The organism is Amycolatopsis sp. WQ 127309 (assembly GCF_023023025.1).
Lineage (GTDB): Bacteria > Actinomycetota > Actinomycetes > Mycobacteriales > Pseudonocardiaceae > Amycolatopsis.
Genome location: NZ_CP095481.1, coordinates 1,732,511 through 1,747,150, shown reverse-complemented (window position 1 = coordinate 1,747,150; position 14,640 = coordinate 1,732,511). Strand labels below are relative to the sequence as shown.

At 69.8% G+C, this 14,640-nt stretch carries 11 protein-coding genes; 6 read left to right on the top strand and 5 right to left on the bottom strand.

Annotation, left to right across the window (positions count from 1 at the left end; translation table 11 throughout):
- Positions 1–9: 9 nt before the first annotated feature.
- The 4 genes from MUY22_RS07755 to MUY22_RS07740 all read left to right on the top strand — a co-directional run bounded on the left by MUY22_RS07755 (position 10) and on the right by MUY22_RS07740 (position 4,134).
- A complete protein-coding gene (locus MUY22_RS07755; RefSeq protein ID WP_247058550.1) occupies positions 10–687 on the top strand; it encodes a copper homeostasis protein CutC in 678 nt (225 codons plus the stop codon).
- Between the two features lie 421 nt (positions 688–1,108).
- The gene (locus MUY22_RS07750; RefSeq protein WP_247058548.1) at positions 1,109–1,321 is read left to right on the top strand and encodes a hypothetical protein; all 213 of its coding nucleotides are present in this window, start codon (positions 1,109–1,111) and stop codon (positions 1,319–1,321) included.
- Between the two features lie 48 nt (positions 1,322–1,369).
- The gene (locus tag MUY22_RS07745) at positions 1,370–2,323 is read left to right on the top strand and encodes a hypothetical protein (protein WP_247058546.1); all 954 of its coding nucleotides are present in this window, start codon (positions 1,370–1,372) and stop codon (positions 2,321–2,323) included.
- Between the two features lie 158 nt (positions 2,324–2,481).
- Positions 2,482–4,134 carry a protease pro-enzyme activation domain-containing protein gene (locus MUY22_RS07740; protein ID WP_247058544.1) on the top strand — a complete coding sequence of 551 codons (1,653 nt, stop codon included), beginning with the start codon at positions 2,482–2,484 and terminating at the stop codon, positions 4,132–4,134.
- A 44-nt stretch (positions 4,135–4,178) separates the two neighbouring features.
- Here the strand turns inward: MUY22_RS07740 and MUY22_RS07735 are convergent, their stop codons facing one another.
- On the bottom strand, positions 4,179–5,378 hold the full coding sequence (locus MUY22_RS07735) for an IS30 family transposase (protein ID WP_371827592.1): 1,200 nt from the start codon (positions 5,376–5,378) through the stop codon (positions 4,179–4,181).
- A gap of 140 nt (positions 5,379–5,518) precedes the next feature.
- Between MUY22_RS07735 and mdlC the strand changes: the two genes are divergently transcribed.
- Positions 5,519–7,105 (top strand): benzoylformate decarboxylase, encoded by a 1,587-nt coding sequence (gene mdlC / locus MUY22_RS07730; protein ID WP_247058542.1) that lies wholly within the window; start codon positions 5,519–5,521, stop codon positions 7,103–7,105.
- A 67-nt stretch (positions 7,106–7,172) separates the two neighbouring features.
- Here the strand turns inward: mdlC and MUY22_RS07725 are convergent, their stop codons facing one another.
- From MUY22_RS07725 to MUY22_RS07710, 4 genes are read right to left on the bottom strand one after another with little or no spacing between them, the layout of a single operon-like run.
- Positions 7,173–8,033 carry an ABC transporter ATP-binding protein gene (locus tag MUY22_RS07725; protein ID WP_247058540.1) on the bottom strand — a complete coding sequence of 287 codons (861 nt, stop codon included), beginning with the start codon at positions 8,031–8,033 and terminating at the stop codon, positions 7,173–7,175.
- A gap of 17 nt (positions 8,034–8,050) precedes the next feature.
- Positions 8,051–8,884 carry an ABC transporter permease gene (locus tag MUY22_RS07720; protein WP_247058538.1) on the bottom strand — a complete coding sequence of 278 codons (834 nt, stop codon included), beginning with the start codon at positions 8,882–8,884 and terminating at the stop codon, positions 8,051–8,053.
- Positions 8,881–9,651, bottom strand: coding sequence for an ABC transporter permease (locus MUY22_RS07715; protein WP_247058536.1), 771 nt, complete (start codon positions 9,649–9,651; stop codon positions 8,881–8,883). The genes MUY22_RS07720 and MUY22_RS07715 overlap by 4 nt, the downstream gene beginning before the upstream one ends.
- A gap of 4 nt (positions 9,652–9,655) precedes the next feature.
- Positions 9,656–10,681, bottom strand: a complete 1,026-nt coding sequence (locus tag MUY22_RS07710) for an ABC transporter substrate-binding protein (RefSeq protein ID WP_371827591.1) — start codon at positions 10,679–10,681, stop codon at positions 9,656–9,658.
- A 702-nt stretch (positions 10,682–11,383) separates the two neighbouring features.
- Between MUY22_RS07710 and MUY22_RS07705 the strand changes: the two genes are divergently transcribed.
- Positions 11,384–14,626: a nitrate- and nitrite sensing domain-containing protein gene (locus MUY22_RS07705; RefSeq protein WP_247063748.1), complete on the top strand. Its 3,243-nt coding sequence runs from the start codon at positions 11,384–11,386 to the stop codon at positions 14,624–14,626.
- Positions 14,627–14,640: the final 14 nt, after the last annotated feature.

Below are 14,640 nucleotides of genomic sequence, written 5' to 3'. Positions count from 1 at the left end.
GGATGAGGCATGAGCTCGAAGACGCCCCTGCTGGAAGTGATCGCGCTGGACGCGGCGGACGCCGAAGGCGCGCAAGCGGGCGGGGCCGACCGCCTCGAACTGGTCGCGGACATGGCCCAGGACGGCCTGACGCCTTCGCTGGAGACGCTGCGTGATGTGCGGTCGGCGACCGATCTCCCGATCCGGGTCATGCTGCGGGACAACGGTTCTTTCGCCGCCGGGGACATCGAGGGCCTGCGCGCGGACACCGCCCGGCTGATCGACGCGGGCGCGCGCGAGTTCGTGTTCGGCTTCCTGAACGTCGACAGCGAAATCGACCTCGACGCGTGCGAAGCACTCATCAAGGAGATCGACGGCCTGCCCTGGACGTTCCACCGTGCCATCGACCGTACGCGCGACCCGCTGCGCGCGTACGACCAGCTCGCGGCGCTGGGCTGCGACACGGTGCTCGCCGCGGGCCACCCGAACGGCGTCGGCAGCGGGCTGTCCGTGCTGCAGCGCCTCGCGCAGCGCGACACCGGACCGGAACTGCTCGTCGGCGGCGGCCTGCGCGCCCAGCAGGTCCACCTCCTGCGCGCGGGCGGCGTGCGCGGGTTCCACGTCGGCAGCGCGGTCCGGCCCGGCGGCTGGCAGTTCGCGGTCGACGCTGAATCGGTTCGCACGTGGGTCGAACTCGTCAAGTCCTGATCGAACTGCGAATTCTGCGCGTCACGTGAGTCATGATTACGGGATTCGCAGGGTGCGCCGGCGTGCGCGGTAAACACGTTCTTTCGCGGTGAAATCCCATTTCGCCGTTGCAAAAGCCGAGTGGCACCTGCGCGTGCGGATGCACGTGCAGGTCACGGCTTTGACCTGGTTGGCGGCTGATTTCGCGCAGATCGACTCGCTACGGTTGTCCCGCATTTCGCGATCCGGCCGATGTTCCAGAATCGTTCTGCAGTGCGGGAGGCGGCGCTGTGTGCGCGCGTATTCAGTTCAAGACGAGCTCGTGGCCAGGCCAGCAGGAACCGAAGAACTCGACCATCCGGTGGGTGTTCGTCGCCTGGGGGCGGCTGATTCCCCGCGAATATCGAACCAGTGTGTCCGGAACAACCCGGAAGGTCGAATCGTGACCAGCGCGATCCCGCGGCAACGCGGAACCGGAACGTCCGAAGACGAGTTCGCCCACCTGGGACTCGGCAGCTCGCTCGCCCTCGGCGGCCTCCTGGCCGTCGTCAAGATCGCGGAAACCGCCACGGGTGTGGTGCTGACCGCCACCGGGGTGCTCCCCGGTGGCCACCCCCCGAAGGAGCGACCCGGGGCGTGGTCCGGAGGGGAATGACCGGGAGCTGCCACGGGCGGTGGCTCTCCAGAAAGACGGAGGGCTGCCATGACCGGCAGTGACGGCCGGGAGGACCCGCGCGGCGTCCGCGTGGGCCTCACCGACGTGCGACGGCTGGAGGAAGCCGTCGCGGAGCTCCGGGCCCGGGACTACCGCCACGGCGGCGGGTCCTGCGCCGAGACGATCGCGGCGCGGTTGCCGGCCGCGGCGGACCTGCTGGCCGGCACGATGCGGGACGCCGTCCTCGTGCGGCTCTGCACCGTCGTCGCCGACCTGTACAACCTCGCCGGCTGGACGAGCTTCGACGAGAACCGGCCCGCGGCCGCGTTGGCCGCCTTCGCGCGGGCGTCGGAGCTGGCCGTCGAGGCCGGGAACGACGACCTCCAGGCCAACATCCGGTACCGCACCGGACGGCTGCACCTGCACTACGGCGCGGTCGACGCGGCACTGGCGGAGTTCGCGCGCGGACGCGAAGCGGCGCTGCGGGCGCGGTCCCAGCGGGCACAGGCGATCCTGTCGGCCAACCAGGCGTGGGCGTACGCGAAGAAGGCCGACGTCGCCGCCGCGCTGACGTACCTGCGCCGCGCGCGGGCCGAGTTCGCGGCCGCCCACGAGACCGAGGTGTCGCCGTGGGCGGCCTTCTTCGACGGCAACGACATGGCGGCGATGACCGGCACGGTGCACGGCGAGCTGGCCCAGGTGGTCGACGTCCGGCACGGCCGCGCCGGGATCCGCGCCCTCACCGACGCGATCGCCGGCTACGGCCCGGACATGACGCGCAGCCGGGGCCTGACGGTGATCTGGCTGGCCACCGTGCACGCGCTGGACGGCGATCTCGACGTCGCGGCGAGCGTCGGGCAGGAGGCCATCGAGCTGGCCGGCGCGCTGCGGTCGCCGCGGACCCGGCAGCGGCTGCGGACGCTGTCGGCGGCGGCCCGCCGGTTCGCCGGTGACGGGCACGCGCAGGAGATCGTCGAACGGATCGACGAGCTGCCGCGTTGACCATCGAATTCCCATGAAATGGTAAACGGTGCGGAAAACGAAAATGGGAACCGCGAAATGACCAACAAAAGTAGGTTGGTTGCCGACTTATGCTCCTTGGCAACCTGCTGCGAGCATTCCGCGCAGGCCCGGTCCCCACCGCCGAGAGGAATTCTCCCATGCGCTTGCGCAAGCTCGTCGCGGCCGCCGTGCCGCTGCCGGCGTTGCTCGGCCTCGCCGTGGCCGTCCCGGCCGCCGCGGCGACGGAACCCCTGGTCATACTGGCCGACTCCGCCGCTCCGCTGGTCAACAGCGCCCGCACCGGCGACGTCGGCGCGGCCCAGCAGATCACCGCGGCGCTCTCTCTGAAACTGCACAACCAGCAGGCGCTGGAAAGGTTCCTCGCCGAAGTGCAGAACCCGGATTCGCCGCAATACCACCACTTCCTCACGCCGGTGCAGTTCAATGCCGAGTTCGGTCCGACGCAGGCCGACGTCGACAAGGCCGTCTCATTCCTCGGGAAGGCGGGGGCCACCGGGATCGAGGTTTCCGGCAACCGGCAGGCCGTCACGTTCCACGGTTCGGCGGCGCAGCTCGAAGCGGCGTTCCACACCCGGATCGGGAACTACCACGACACCGTCTCGGGCCGGAACTTCTTCGCGAACGACTCCGCGCCGACCGTCTCCGCGGACGTCTCGGGCGTCGTGGCGAACGTCGTCGGGCTCGACGACCACGCCGTGCGGACGCACTCGTCCCAGGCGTCCAAAGCCCAGCCCAACGTCGTCAAGTCCGTGACCCCGCCGATCCTCAAGACCGCGTACGGCACCAGCGGTCTCTCGGCGACCGGCAGCGGCGTCAAGGTCGGGTTCGTCGAGTTCGACGGCTACAAGAAGGCGAACGTCACCAAGTACGACAGCACGTACGGCCTCTCGGCGGGTTCGGTGACGACGGTCCCGGTCAGCGGCGCGAACTACGACTCCTCGCCCGGTGACGGCGAGATCGAGGTCGAGCTGGACATCGAGGTCGTGCACGCGCTCGCCGCGGCGGCCGGCGACTACGTCTACGAGGCGCCCAACTCGAGCGCCGGCGAACTCGCGATGTACCAGAAGATCGCGTCGGACCACACGGTCAACGTCGTCTCGATCTCTTGGGGCGCCTGTGAATCCGCCGAGGGATCGAGCGCGGCGAAGAGCGTCAGCAACGCGATCGCGACCGGTACCGCGGAGGGCATCTCCTACTTCGCGGCGGCGGGCGACGACGGCACGACCGACTGCTACCGCCAGACCGGCTCCACCGCGAAGGCCGTGGACTTCCCGGCGTCCAGCCCGAACGTCACGGGCGTCGGCGGCACGCAGCTGACGGTGACCTCGTCGAACGCCTACAGCAGCGAGAAGGCGTGGAACGACGGCGCGTCCAACGGCTCGACCGGCGGCGGCATCTCGACGGTCTTCACGGCGCCGTCCTGGCAGTCCACCCAGAGCACGACCAACCGCAAGGTCCCGGACGTCTCGGCGGACGCGGCCAGCGGCTCGGGCTACTACATCTACACCGCGGGTTCCTGGGAGACGGTCTGGGGCACGTCCGGCGCGGCCCCGCTGTGGGCGGCCTTCGCGACGCTGCAGAACCAGGTCCACGGCGGCGGCCTGGGCAACCTGAACCCGAAGTTCTACTCGATCGGCAACGGGTCCTCGTACGGCACGGGCTTCCACGACGTGACGACGGGCAACAACACCCTGCACGGCACGACCGGCTTCACCGCCGGCACGGGCTACGACCAGGTGACCGGCTGGGGCTCCTTCAAGGGCTCAGGCCTGTCGGGCCTGATCGGCTGAGGCCCCCGGGTAGGTCCAGGTAGGTCCGTGAAGGCCTGGCGGATTCACGCGGTGGTTGCAACACCTGTCGTTGGTTGATCCAACAGTAGCTTCGTGAGGACCTCGGCTGGTGTTCGCCAGCCGAGGGTCTCCCGCGGTCGCCCGTTCAGCTCAGCCGCGACCTCCGCCAGGTCCTCAGCTGTGTGCTGAGACAGGTCGGTGCCTTTCGGAAAGTACTGCCGGAGCAGACCGTTGGTGTTCTCGTTGGACCCCCGCTGCCACGGCGAATGCGGATCGCAAAAATAGATATCCAGCCCCGTGGCCAGGGTGATCGTCCGGTGATGCGCCATCTCCTTGCCCTGATCCCAGGTCAGCGACCCCAGCAGCAACGGCGGCAACGTCGCGATCATCTCGGTCATCGCCGCGGCGACGGTGGCTGCGTCTCGCCCGTCGGGCAGGTGCAGCAACATCACAAACCGGGTCGAACGCTCCACCAGCGTCCCGATCGCCGACCGGTTGTCTTTGCCCAGGATCAGGTCACCTTCCCAGTGCCCCGGGACTGCCCGGTCGGCGGCCTCGGCGGGACGTTCGCTGATGTTGACCATGTCCTGGATCCGGCCCGACGGTCGTTCCCGGCGGGCCTGGGTTTGCCGTCTCGGCATCCGCAGTGCTCGTCCGGTCCGCAGCGCCGCGGTCAGTTCCCGGCGCAACGCTCCGCGGCTTTGGACGTACAGTGATTGGTAGATCGTTTCGTGTGACACCCGCATCTCCGGCCGGTCGGGGAAGTCCAGGGCCAGTCTTTCGGAGATCTGCCGTGGTGACCACTTGCGGTTCAGCCCGGCCTGCACCACCGCCCGCAGTACCGGATCAGCGGCCAGCTTCGCGGTCTTGGGTCGTTTCGCGCGGTGTTCGGCGCGGTGCTGGGCGCTGCTGGGCCGGTAGTTCCCGGTCAGGCCGGTGTTGCGGGCCAGCTCCCGCGACACCGTCGAAGCCGACCGGCCGATCATCCTGCCGATCGCGCGGGGCCCGTGACCTGCGGCGGTCAGGCAGGCGATCTCGTCCCGCTCAGTGATGCTCAACCGGAGCGGACCGGGGCGGGTGGGTGCGTTGCTGCTCACCCCGCCAGCGTGGCGGAACAGCCGGACTCCGGTGGCGGGGGCGAAGCCGGCCGCTCGCGCGGTCGGCTTCGCCGCCTTTCCTGCCCGGATGTGGTCCCAGAACTCCAGCTGCACTGACCTGGGCAGCCAGCGATGCGCTCGAACCATCGGCAACTCCACCTTTCATCGAGGTGGTGTTGCAACGACCCCATGACTCCGAGCCTCCTTACCGGCCATAAGAGCCGGTAAGGAGGCCTTCACGGCTTTTCGGTGGTTTCTTTCGCAGCGCTAACGGTTAGCCTGGGGGCATGCTCAAGCGCACGGTGCTGGACGCCACCCGCGAACTCCTCCGAGAACTCGGCCTCACCACGGTGTTCGGCAACCCCGGCACCACCGAGGTCCCGTTCCTGACGGAGTGGCCGGACGACTTCGACTACGTCCTGGGGCTGCAGGAGTCCGCCGTCGTGGCGATGGCCGACGCCTACTCCCAGGCCACGCGGCAGGCCGCGCTGGTCAACCTGCATTCCGCCGGCGGCGTCGGGCACGGCCTCGGCAGCATCTTCACCGCCTACAAGAACCGGACGCCGCTGATCATCGTCGCCGGGCAGCAGGTGCGGTCGCTGCTGCCGCACGATCCGTTCCTCGGCGCGATGGACGCGCCGGAGTTCCCGAAGCCGTACGTGAAGTGGTCGATCGAGCCCGCGACCGCCGAGGACGTCCCGGCCGCGCTGGCTCGGGCCTACCACGTCGCGACGCAGGCGCCGTCCGGTCCGGTCTTCGTGTCCGTCCCGGCCGACGACTGGACCGTCACGACCGAACGCCCGATCGTCTCCCGGCCGCGGATCCGCGGCTTCGCGCCGGATCCCGAGGCCGTCGCCGAGCTCGCCGCCGCGTTCGCCGCCGCGGAACGCCCCGCGATCGTCGTCGGCGGGGCCGTCGACCAGGACGGTGCCGTCGAGGAGGCCGTCGCGCTCGCCGAGCGGGTCAACGCCGGCGTGTGGGTCGCGCCGATGTCGTTCCGGTGCTCGTTCCCCGAAGACCACCCGCTGTTCCAAGGGTTCCTGGACCCCGAGCGCGGGGCGATCTCGGACAAGCTGGCCGCGCACGACCTCGTCGTCGTGCTCGGTGCGCCGGCCTTCACCTACCACGTCGAGCGCGGCCGGGGCGAAGCTCCGCTGCCGCCGCTGTTCATCGTCAGCGACGACGAGCAGATCCTCGCGCGGGCCTTCGAAGGCACCGGCATCCGCGCCACCTTGAAGCTCGGCATCCGCGCGCTCGTCGAGGCCGTGGGCGAGACGAGCCGGCCCGCGCCCGCGCCGCTGGAGCGGCCCGCGAAGCCGGACGGCAGCGCGCTCACCGGGGCGTACTTCTACGCGACGCTCGCGGAGGTCCTGCCGGACAACGCGCTCGTCGTCGAGGAAACCCCCAGCCACCGCGCGGTGATGCACGACCACCTGCCGATCACCGCGACCGACACCGGCTTCCTGACGATGGCCAGCGGCGCACTCGGCTACGGCGTCCCGGGCGTGGTCGGCGCGGCCATCGCCCGGCCGGACCGCAAGGTCGTCGGCGTGATCGGCGACGGCTCCAGCATGTACGGCATCCAGGCGCTCTGGACGGCCGCGCGGCAGGAACTGCCGGTGACGATCGTGATCCTGGACAACACGGAGTACGCGGCGGTCCGCATCCTCGGCGACGCGATCGGCGGCTCCAAGCTGCCGGGCACGCAGCTGGGCGGGATCGAGTTCTCGGCACTGGCGGCGAGCATGGGCTGCCAGGGCATCGCGATCACCGAGCCGGCCGCCTTGGCCCCGGCGTTGACGGCGGCCCTGGCCGACGACCGCCCGACCCTGGTCCACGTCCGGGTCGTGCCGGAGAACTCCACCATCTACTGAAGTCCGTGAATGCCACATCGAGGGACGTAGTGTCCCTCGATGTGGCATTCACGGACTTGGAACCGGGTCAGCGACGGGCCTGGGTCCCGGTCCGCACCTTGGTCTGCTCGGCCAGCGCCCATTCCGCGGCGTCGGAGGCGGCCTTGGCCGCTTCCTCCGGGGTGCCGCCGTGCAGCAGCCGCGCCACTTCACCGCGCAGCGTCACGAACTCCAGCGACTCGCGGGTCGCGATCTGGTCGCGGTCGGCGGGCAGGTCCACCTTCAGGTCCGCCACGATCGACGCCGGCGACTTCGACAGCACCAGCACGCGGTCGGACAGGTAGACGCTCTCGTCGATGTCGTGCGTGACGACGAGGATCGTGGCGCCCTGCTCGCGCTGCACCCGCCGGGTCAGATCCTCGAGCTCGAACCGCGTCTGCGCGTCGACCGAGGCGAACGGCTCGTCCATGAGCAGCAGCGACGGCCGGCTGGCCAGCGCGCGGGCGATCGACACCCGCTGCTGCATGCCGCCGGACAGCTGCCACGGGTACTTCCCGCCGACGCCGGACAGCCCGACCTGATCGAGCGCCTCGGCGGCCCGCTTGCGGCGCTCGGCCCGGGAGATCGAACGCCACCGCAGCGGGAACTCGACGTTCTTCTGCACCGAAAGCCACGGGAACAGCGACCGGCTGTAGTCCTGGAAGACGACGGCGAGGTCGTCCGGCACGCCCGAGACGCGGTCGCCGTGCAGGCTGACCGTGCCGTCGGTCGCCGGGGTCAGCCCGGCGATGCAGCGCAGCAGCGTCGACTTGCCGCAGCCCGACGGGCCGACGATGCTGGCCAGCTGCCCGGCCTCGACGGTGAACGACAGGTTGTCGACGGCGGTGTGCGCCTTGGGGCCGGAGCCGTAGCGGTGACTGACACCGGACACTTCGAGCATGGTTGACATTGAGGGCCTTTCCACCGTCAGTCGCGGCCGAGGCGGGCAGGCTGCCACGCCAGTACCCGTCGCTCCGCGGCCAGGAAGATCGTGTTGAAGACGTAGCCGAGGATGCCGAGCAGCACCAACCAGGACCACATCGACGGGAAGTCGAAGTCCTGCTGGGCGTTCAGCAGTGAGCGCCCGATACCGAAGGAGGCTCCCACGAGCTCGGAGACCACCATGAGCAGCAGCGAGATCGACAGGCTCACCCGCAGCCCGGCGAAGATCTTCGGCGCCGCCGCGGGGAGCACGACCATGCTGATCCAGTACGCCTTGGGCGTGCGGAACGACCGCGCCGTCTCCACCTTGACCTGGTCGACCGAGCGGACGCCGTCGACCGCGTTGAGCAGCACCGGCCAGATCGCGCCGAAGATGATCGACCCGACCTGCATGCCCGAGCTCAGCCCGAACAGCACCGCGAACACCGGGATCAGCGTGGGCGGCGGGATCGAGCGGAAGAAGGCGAACAGCGGCCCGAGGTAGTCCATCGCCTTCGGAGACCGGCCGACCAGCACCCCGAGGACGATACCGACCACGGACGCCAGTGCCCAGCCGCCAAGCATGTGACCGAGGCTGGGGAACACGTTGTCGAACACCGCGTCGGTGAGGAAGAGGTGGTCCGCCGGTCCGGTGAACCACAGGTTCGCGGCGCGGACCGCGATCTCCGACGGCGGCGGGAAGAACTTGCTGCCGCCCGCGCGGGCGGCGAACTCCCAGAGCACCACGAGGACCGCGAAGAGCAGCCAGTTGCGCAGGACCGCGGTGGCGCCGCGGACGGCGCGCCTGCCGACGCGGCCGGACAGGGTCGCGGCGGTCATGCGATCGCCTCCCGGTCCACGGTGCTCCAGCGGAACAGCCGCTTGCCCACTTGCTCGAGCCCTTCGTTGATGAGGTAACCCAGCAGGCCGGCCACGACGGTGCCGGCCAGCACGAGGTCGAACCGGGTCGAGCCGGTGCTGGAGACCAGGATGAAGTTGCCGAGCCCGACTTCGGAGCCGGCCAGGAACTCGGTGCTGACGACGGCGATCAGCGCGATCGTCGCCGACAGCCGGATGCCGGTGAAGACGAACGGCGCGGTGAACGGCAGCGCGACCGACGTCAGGATCCGGAACCGGCTGGTCCCGGACGCCCGCGCGGTCTCCATCAGCACCGGGTCGATCTCGCTGAGCCCGTAGATCGTGTTGAACATGATCGGCCACAGGGCGGCGTACACCGCGAGGGTGATCTTCGCCTCCGGCCCGGAGCCGATCACCAGCAGCACCAGGGGGATGAGCGCGGCGACCGGGATCGGGCGGAGGAACTCGACGATCGCGGCGGTGGCGTTGCGCAGCACCGGGACGCTGCCGAGCAGCAGGCCGGCGGGCACGCCGACGGCCACGGCGATCAGGATCGCGATCAGCCAGGCGAGCATCGTCGCGATGACGTCGCGGATGAAGGAAGCGTCGCCGAGCAGTTCCCCGACGGTGACGAGGACGACGCTGGGCGGCGGGATGAACGTCTTGCTGACCAGGCCGACCTGGACGACGACCTCCCAGAGGAGGAGGAAGCCGACCAGGCCGGTCAGGTTGCGGAGCAGTCTGGTCACGATGTCAGCTGGCAGTCGCCTGGGGGGCGATCATCGCCGCGGCGTCGACCGCCGTGTTGATGGCACCCAGCTGCAGCAGCAGGTCGGGGACGCGCTGCATGCGGCGGGCGTCCAGGACCGAGCCGTAACCGGGGATCGTCAGCAGCTTCGCGGTGTCTTCGTCGATCTTCGCGTACTTGACCAGCAGCGGCTCGACCTTCGAGCGGTCGTTGATCGCGTCGCGGGTCGCCTTCTGCATCGCGCGCTGGAAGGCCGCGAGGGTCTTCGGGTTGTCCTGGACCCACTTCTTGGGGGCGCCGTAGCCGGTCAGGGGGAAGTCCTGGCTGGCACCGGTGTTGATGTCGATCACCGGGGTGGCGCCGACGTTCTTGGCGGCCTGGGTGATGAACGGCTCCGGCAGGTACGCGGCGTCGACCTGGCCCTGCTGCAGCGCGGCCGCGATGTTCGGCAGCGCGAGCGTGACCCACTGGACCTTGTCCGAGGGGACGCCGTGGTCCTTCATCACGGACTTGGTCAGCAGGTCGGAAGCCGTGTTCTTGGCCGTGATGGCGATCCGCCTGCCGGCGAGGTCGGCGACGGTCTTCACCGGCGAGTTCGGCACGGTGACGATGGCGTTGCTCTTCGCGTTCACGGAGGAACCGTCGGCGACGAGCTGCATGTCGGCGGCACCGGTGCTCTTCGCGATGAAGAACGGCGTATAGGTGGAGAGGGCGATGTCGGCTTCGCCGGAGATCGACTTGGTCATCGAGGCCTGGCCGCTGGCCGCGACCACGGACTTGACGTTGAGGCCCTCGGCCTTGAAGTAGCCGCCGTCCTGGGCGAGCCAGAACGGGCCCAGGTCGGTGGTCGGCAGGATGGAGACCGTGATGTTCGGCTTCTCCAGGCCGCCCCCGTTCGACGAGGCGTTCGAGTCGTCCGAACCGAGCGCGCTGCAGCCGCTGGCGGCTGTCACGGCGGCGGCGGTGAGGGCGAGCCCGAGCGCGGCACGGCGAGTGCGAACCCGGCCACTGCTCCTGGCGTTTCCAAGCAAGGCCTGCTCCTTGACGAAGGTGACGGTTGGTGTACCGAATCCAGTGAAAGTGCGTGACTCATTGTCCGGAGACACGCGGGCCACTGTAGACAGCGTGACAGCCTGCTCACAACGGGTAGAAGCAATACCCGGACGAGTGGTACGCATCACTCTTTGGGCCTCTGGTCTAGACCCGCTGCTCCACTCGCCGTAGCAGAACACCCAGCGTAGGACGGGGATCCGCAAAAAGGGATCACCAGTTGCGCGCCGACTGAGCGAACGCTGTGCAACATCCTGCGCGTGTTGTCGGGAGGGTTACATCTTCCCCGGCCGTTCGCTACCCTCTGCACCTGCGGGGAGGTTTCAACCTCCGATGTAGTGAGAGAGAGTCCCTGGATGGCCGATCAAGAAGACCCACATTGGTCTACCAGGACACGCTGTGCTTTTCCTGAGAGATTCGCCCCCGCAGTAGAGACCACAGCCAGGCCGGGCAGAGCCGCCGCGCCGGTGGGATAGGCCGACATAGACCGATGCAAGATCAGCGCAGGGACCCGACCGTGATGCTCCAGCTGAACCGATTCCGCCCGCGAGGGCGGCGTTCGGGCACCCCCGTCGAAGACGATCTTTTCACCCGTACGGGTACCGTCTCGCGCTGGGCTCCGACCGACCGGCCGGTGCGCCGGTATGCCAGGAGCGTGCGTACGAGTGGCTGAGGAGAACGTGATGCGCCCCGGCGGGCGCTGGACCGACCAGGGCTTTACGAGCACGAACGATGATGGTGGTGCGGCGGTGCCGAACGAAGACGCCGCGGGGGTGGGAGGGACCCCTGCGCAGTCGCCTGGAGCGAATCCGGGGAAGAAGTCCGGGTTTTTCTCCGGCATGCGTGACTGGCGGCTGCGGTCCAAGCTGGCCGCGGTCCTGATCATCCCTACTCTGACCGCGTCGGTGCTGGGTGCACTGCGCGTGGTCGACGACGCCCAGCAGGCGGCGGAGTTCCAGCGCACCGCCGACCAGGTCGCGTTCGCGGTCAAGGTCACCACGGTGGTGCACGAGCTGCAGAACGAGCGCTCGCTGGCCGTCGCGCGGATCTCGTCCGCCAACCAGCTGCTGCAGACGGGGCTGGACGCGCAGATCGCCAAGGTCGACCGCGAGGTCACCGACCTCAAGGGCGCCGCGTCGACGTTGAAGAACGACGACCAGGCCACGACCGACCGCTACGCCCGCGGCATCCAGCGCCTCGACGCGCTGCGCCCGCTGCGTGCGGCCTACGGCGCGCAGAACGGCCTGCCGGACATCACCGTCATGACGGCGTACTCCGGCATCGTCGACGCGCTGATCGAGCTGGGCCGCGAGGTGACCACCGCGGTCACCGACCGGGACGTGCTGCGCCTCGGCACCAGCACGCAGGCGATCAGCGAGGCCAAGGAGTTCACCGTCCGCGCGGACGCCGACCTGCAGATCGCGGCGTACCGCACGAACTTCCCCGGTGACCTCCTGGACCAGACGCGTGCGGCGGCGTCCAGTGCGGACGCCTCGGTCATCTCGTTCCTCGCGAACGCCGACGACGACCAGCGGCAGCTCTACAACGACACCTACTCCGGTCCGGAGGTCGACGACCGCCGGCGGATCCAGACCAGCGCGTTCGCCTCCGCCCAGCTGGGTGAGGCGCCGAGCATCGAGCCCTCGACCCTCAGCAAGGACAGCACCGTCTCGGCGGACAAGCTGCACGCCGTCGAGTCGAACCTGCTGGCCCAGCTGAAGACCCGCGCGGACGACCTGGCCACCGCGGCCGTCAACTCCGCCTGGATCGGCGGTGCCGTCGTGCTCGCCGCGCTGGCCGCCGCGATCGCGCTGATGCTCATCGTCGCCCGCCTGATGCTGCGCCCGCTCCGGGTGCTGCGGAAGAGCGCGCTGGACATCGCGTACACCCGGCTGCCCGAAACCGTGCAGAACATCCTCGACGACCCGGACCCGGTCGGCGCCTCGAAACGCGCCGTCCAGCCCGTGCCCGTCGACTCGCGCGACGAGATCGGCGAGGTGGCGCGCTCGTTCGACATCGTCCACGAGCAAGCCGTCAAGATGGCCGCCGAGCAGGCCCTCCTGCGCGAGAACGTCAACGGCATCTTCGTGAACCTCTCGCGCCGGTCGCAGCGGCTGGTGGAACGCCAGCTCGGCGTCATCGACCGGCTCGAGGCCGACGAGCAGGACCCGGACCACTTGGCCAGCCTGTTCGAGCTCGACCACTTGGCCACCCGGCTGCGGCGCAACGGTGAGTCCCTGCTGGTGCTTTCCGGCGCCGGACTGGCCAAGTCCGTGCCGAAGCCGGTGCCCGCCGCCGACGTCATCGGCGCCGCGGTGTCCGAGATCGAGCAGTACGCCCGGATCGAGGTCGGCATCGTGCCCGACGTCGCGGTCCAGGGCCTCGCGATCCACGACCTCGTGCACGTCCTGGCCGAGCTGCTCGACAACGCGACCTACTTCTCCGAGCCGGAGACGAAGGTCATCGTGCGGGCGGTCGTCACCCGGCGGAAGGCGCTCGCCATCCAGGTCACCGACCACGGTGTGGGGATGGGCGACGACCGGCTGGCCGAGGTCAACGCGCGGCTCGCCGAGCCGCCGGACCTGGACGTGTCGGTGACCCGGCGAATGGGCCTCTACGTGGTGTCGCGGCTCGCCAAGCGCCACGGCATCGAGGTCCGGCTGCGCGAGAACGAGGACATCGAAGGCGGCGTCATCGCCCGCGTCGTCGTCCCGGCCGAGCTGCTCACCCAGCTCCGCCCGGGCATGCCGCGCCAGCAGCTGACCCAGACGCCGCCGCCGCAGAACCGGTCCGAGACGTCGATGTCGATGCCGAGCATCCCGGTGCCGTCGATCCCCGACTACGAGCAGACGCAGACGCACCACCACACCCCGCCGCCACCACCGGCCCCGCCGGTGCACGAACCGGTCGCCAACCAGGGTGGGCTGGTCCCGCTGGACCAGCCGATCAGCCTGGACGACCTGGTCAGCGGCGGGCGTGCGGCAGGACCGTTCCTGTCGCCGGAGCTGCCGAAGCCGGAGACGCCCGCGTGGCCGACGGCCGAGGACCTCGCGCCGCTGACGCCGTCGCCGAACGGCGACGGGGCCAGCCACAGCGCGGACACCCGGTTCCAGCCGCTGGTGCTGCCCAAGCGCGAGCCGAAGTACGTCCCGCCGGAGGAGCCGCCCCCGCCGCCACCCGTGGCGGACGTCGGCTCGTCGGCGCTCGAAGACGATGTACCCACCCGGCGGCTGCCCATCTACCAGTCGGTGCTGTCACGCTGGTTCAGTGAGGGCGACGAAGCGGGCGCGGCCGATCCGGTGCCGGCTCAGGCCGACGCCGCGGCCGACCCGATGCTGCCGCCGCTCAACGGGCTGGCCGACGAGCCACGGCACGAGGCTCGGCGCGAGCCCGCACCGCGGTACGAAACCGAGCGCGAGCCCGTTCGCGACCGGGAGCCTGTCCGTGACCGTGAGCCGGTCCGCGATCGCGAACCCGTTCGTGACCGCGAACCCGTTCGCGAGCCGGAGCCCGAGCGCGTCGACGAGCTGCAGCCGACCGCGGCGACGCGGCACCCGCTCCTCCCGCCCGACGACGGCTGGCACAGTGCCTCCGACGAGGGCTGGAACGCGGCTCAGTCGCTGCTGGAGGCGAAGGACGAGGAGATCACCCCGGCCGGGCTGCCCAAGCGCGTCCCGAACGCCTACCTGGTGCCCGGGTCGATCAACAGCCCCTCGTCCGACGCGCCGGCGCAGAACAACTTCGCGGACAACACCGGTGGGAGGCCCGGAACGGGTGTGATCACCCGCTCGGCGTCCACGGCGCGGAGCCGGATGGCAAGCTTCCAACGTGGCTACACGTCCGGACGGCACGCGTTGAAGGAACGCACGGACGAAGACGGTGTGTTTCCGATGAATGGCAACACCACAGACAGCAGTGAGGAGTGAAAGTGACACGGGCG

Coding starts and splice junctions, on each gene's coding strand:
- MUY22_RS07755 (WP_247058550.1), top strand. CDS start 10: ATGAGCTCGAAGACGCCCCTGCTGGAAGTGATCGCGCTGGACGCGGCG.
- MUY22_RS07745 (WP_247058546.1), top strand. CDS start 1,370: ATGACCGGCAGTGACGGCCGGGAGGACCCGCGCGGCGTCCGCGTGGGC.
- MUY22_RS07740 (WP_247058544.1), top strand. CDS start 2,482: ATGCGCTTGCGCAAGCTCGTCGCGGCCGCCGTGCCGCTGCCGGCGTTG.
- MUY22_RS07735 (WP_371827592.1), bottom strand. CDS start 5,378: ATGGTTCGAGCGCATCGCTGGCTGCCCAGGTCAGTGCAGCTGGAGTTC.
- mdlC (WP_247058542.1), top strand. CDS start 5,519: ATGCTCAAGCGCACGGTGCTGGACGCCACCCGCGAACTCCTCCGAGAA.
- MUY22_RS07725 (WP_247058540.1), bottom strand. CDS start 8,033: ATGTCAACCATGCTCGAAGTGTCCGGTGTCAGTCACCGCTACGGCTCC.
- MUY22_RS07720 (WP_247058538.1), bottom strand. CDS start 8,884: ATGACCGCCGCGACCCTGTCCGGCCGCGTCGGCAGGCGCGCCGTCCGC.
- MUY22_RS07705 (WP_247063748.1), top strand. CDS start 11,384: ATGCGCCCCGGCGGGCGCTGGACCGACCAGGGCTTTACGAGCACGAAC.